A 1512-nucleotide genomic window follows, 5' to 3' on the forward strand; every position below is an offset into this window, starting at 1 on the left:
ATATTGTAGAAACTACTCAGAAGTTATCCGAAAAATTATTTAATGGTTGGGTGAGAGTGGAGAAATTACTGGTAACTCACTTCAGTAATCCTTTAGACGGCTTGTGGTCTAAAGTAGGCTCCACAACCCCCCAAGACAAATTTTTGGATAGCTTCTAAGCAGCCTACGGGCAATGTACAGCAAGGTGGAAGTTACGATCTACGGCATTTCCACTAGAATTGTTAGTAGCAACCCAAACCCCATTGGTGGTGCCAGCGCGTGTGGCTACAGTAACTTCACCAGATCGTTCAGTGCCAAAGCCTGTAGTACCTAAAGTAGCAGTGTAAGCACACCGACGGACATCCCGGTTGAAAAAGACTTCGTACCGACCGTTCAGAACTTTTCGGGCTCGGCTGGCACCGAATCCGCGACTGAGTGCGCCGTTCCTGGTGACTACAGCAAATACGGTTTTTGCACTGGGGGTGGGGGTAGTGGTTAAAGTAAATTGTTGGTTGCTCGGAGGGGTGGGACGAGGCGCGTTAGTATCTTGTGCTAAGGCTTTGCCTTGAGGAATACCGAGGCTGATTACACCCAAAGATAGAACTACAGACGCAATGGCTACTTTACTACGAAACATGATAAATTTCCTGGTTTGAACCTTGAAGTTTGTAATGTTAATACTGAGGTGTTTCGGTCATTGGCTGACTCGAATTCAACCTCTACTTACATTTCTGAAGCCGATCCAGGATTTACGCAGTGGATTGTTTAATCTTTACAAAACTTAAAAAAAAGCTCTGGTCAAACCTGGCATAAAAAGCCGGAAAATTCCCTAAAACCTAGGATGCTTCAGTAACGCACCCTACTGGTAGCATCAGAAGAAACCCATTAGAAGAAACCATGGCGACCTGTGAGCAGATACCCTGAAAGCGATCGCATGCGATCGCTTTCAGCAGGTGATCAGCTTGGTTACCAAATCGTGACCAGATTACTCCTAACCCTCCCAACACAGGGCTAATATCAAGTCTGGTTGAATACCCATAATTAAGGAGAGAGTGGGGAGGGTGGGAAGTGTGGGAAGTGTGGGAAGTGTGGGGAGATGGGGAGATGGGGAGATGGGGAGATGGGGGAGATTTTGATTAAGGGTAATTATCCCGACATGATATAAGGATAGGTTCTGATTACGATCAGTAGGATGATGGTAAACAGTGATTGACTTTTTGAGACGGACGCGATCGCTTACTTTGATCTGTCAGGATTAGACTTGCCCGAACTAGATCCCAAATCAGCAAAAACTTAGCGCTGATCTGATCTAGCTCTAACAGAATACGATCACCATATACGATCATCATACCAGTCACGATTAAGTTGATCCATGTCAGAAACACCCCAAACCTCAACTCAAGGACAGCTGGACAGTACCATGGCAAGTCATGAGCTAACTGCCACCACAGCCAAATGGTTTGACTATCCAGTGCGAGTCCATCCCCACCACACTGACTATGCTGGTATAGTCTGGCATGGTACCTACATTGG

At 46.1% G+C, this 1512-nt stretch carries 4 protein-coding genes and 1 pseudogene; 1 reads left to right on the forward strand and 4 read right to left on the reverse strand.

The window, feature by feature from the left end:
• Positions 1-163 precede the first annotated feature (163 nt).
• The 4 genes from F6K37_RS41935 to F6K37_RS41945 all read right to left on the reverse strand — a co-directional run bounded on the left by F6K37_RS41935 (position 164) and on the right by F6K37_RS41945 (position 1337).
• Positions 164-616 carry a hypothetical protein gene (locus F6K37_RS41935; RefSeq protein WP_008183077.1) on the reverse strand — a complete coding sequence of 151 codons (453 nt, stop codon included), beginning with the start codon at positions 614-616 and terminating at the stop codon, positions 164-166.
• A 199-nt stretch (positions 617-815) separates the two neighbouring features.
• Positions 816-986: a hypothetical protein gene (locus tag F6K37_RS41940; RefSeq protein WP_154659760.1), complete on the reverse strand. Its 171-nt coding sequence runs from the start codon at positions 984-986 to the stop codon at positions 816-818.
• Positions 971-1225 (reverse strand): ferredoxin-thioredoxin reductase variable chain, encoded by a 255-nt coding sequence (locus F6K37_RS45955; RefSeq protein ID WP_499881084.1) that lies wholly within the window; start codon positions 1223-1225, stop codon positions 971-973. Before F6K37_RS45955 ends, F6K37_RS41940 begins: the two co-directional genes overlap by 16 nt.
• Positions 1164-1337: a hypothetical protein gene (locus F6K37_RS41945; protein WP_154659761.1), complete on the reverse strand. Its 174-nt coding sequence runs from the start codon at positions 1335-1337 to the stop codon at positions 1164-1166. The genes F6K37_RS45955 and F6K37_RS41945 overlap by 62 nt, the downstream gene beginning before the upstream one ends.
• A gap of 62 nt (positions 1338-1399) precedes the next feature.
• Here F6K37_RS41945 and F6K37_RS45960 point away from each other — a divergent pair.
• A pseudogene (locus tag F6K37_RS45960) lies at positions 1400-1512 on the forward strand (acyl-CoA thioesterase); the annotation flags it as partial.

Source organism: Moorena sp. SIO4E2, from assembly GCF_010671945.1.
Classification (GTDB): Bacteria; Cyanobacteriota; Cyanobacteriia; order Cyanobacteriales; family Coleofasciculaceae; genus Moorena; species Moorena producens.

Coding starts and splice junctions, on each gene's coding strand:
- F6K37_RS41935 (WP_008183077.1), bottom strand. CDS start 616: ATGTTTCGTAGTAAAGTAGCCATTGCGTCTGTAGTTCTATCTTTGGGT.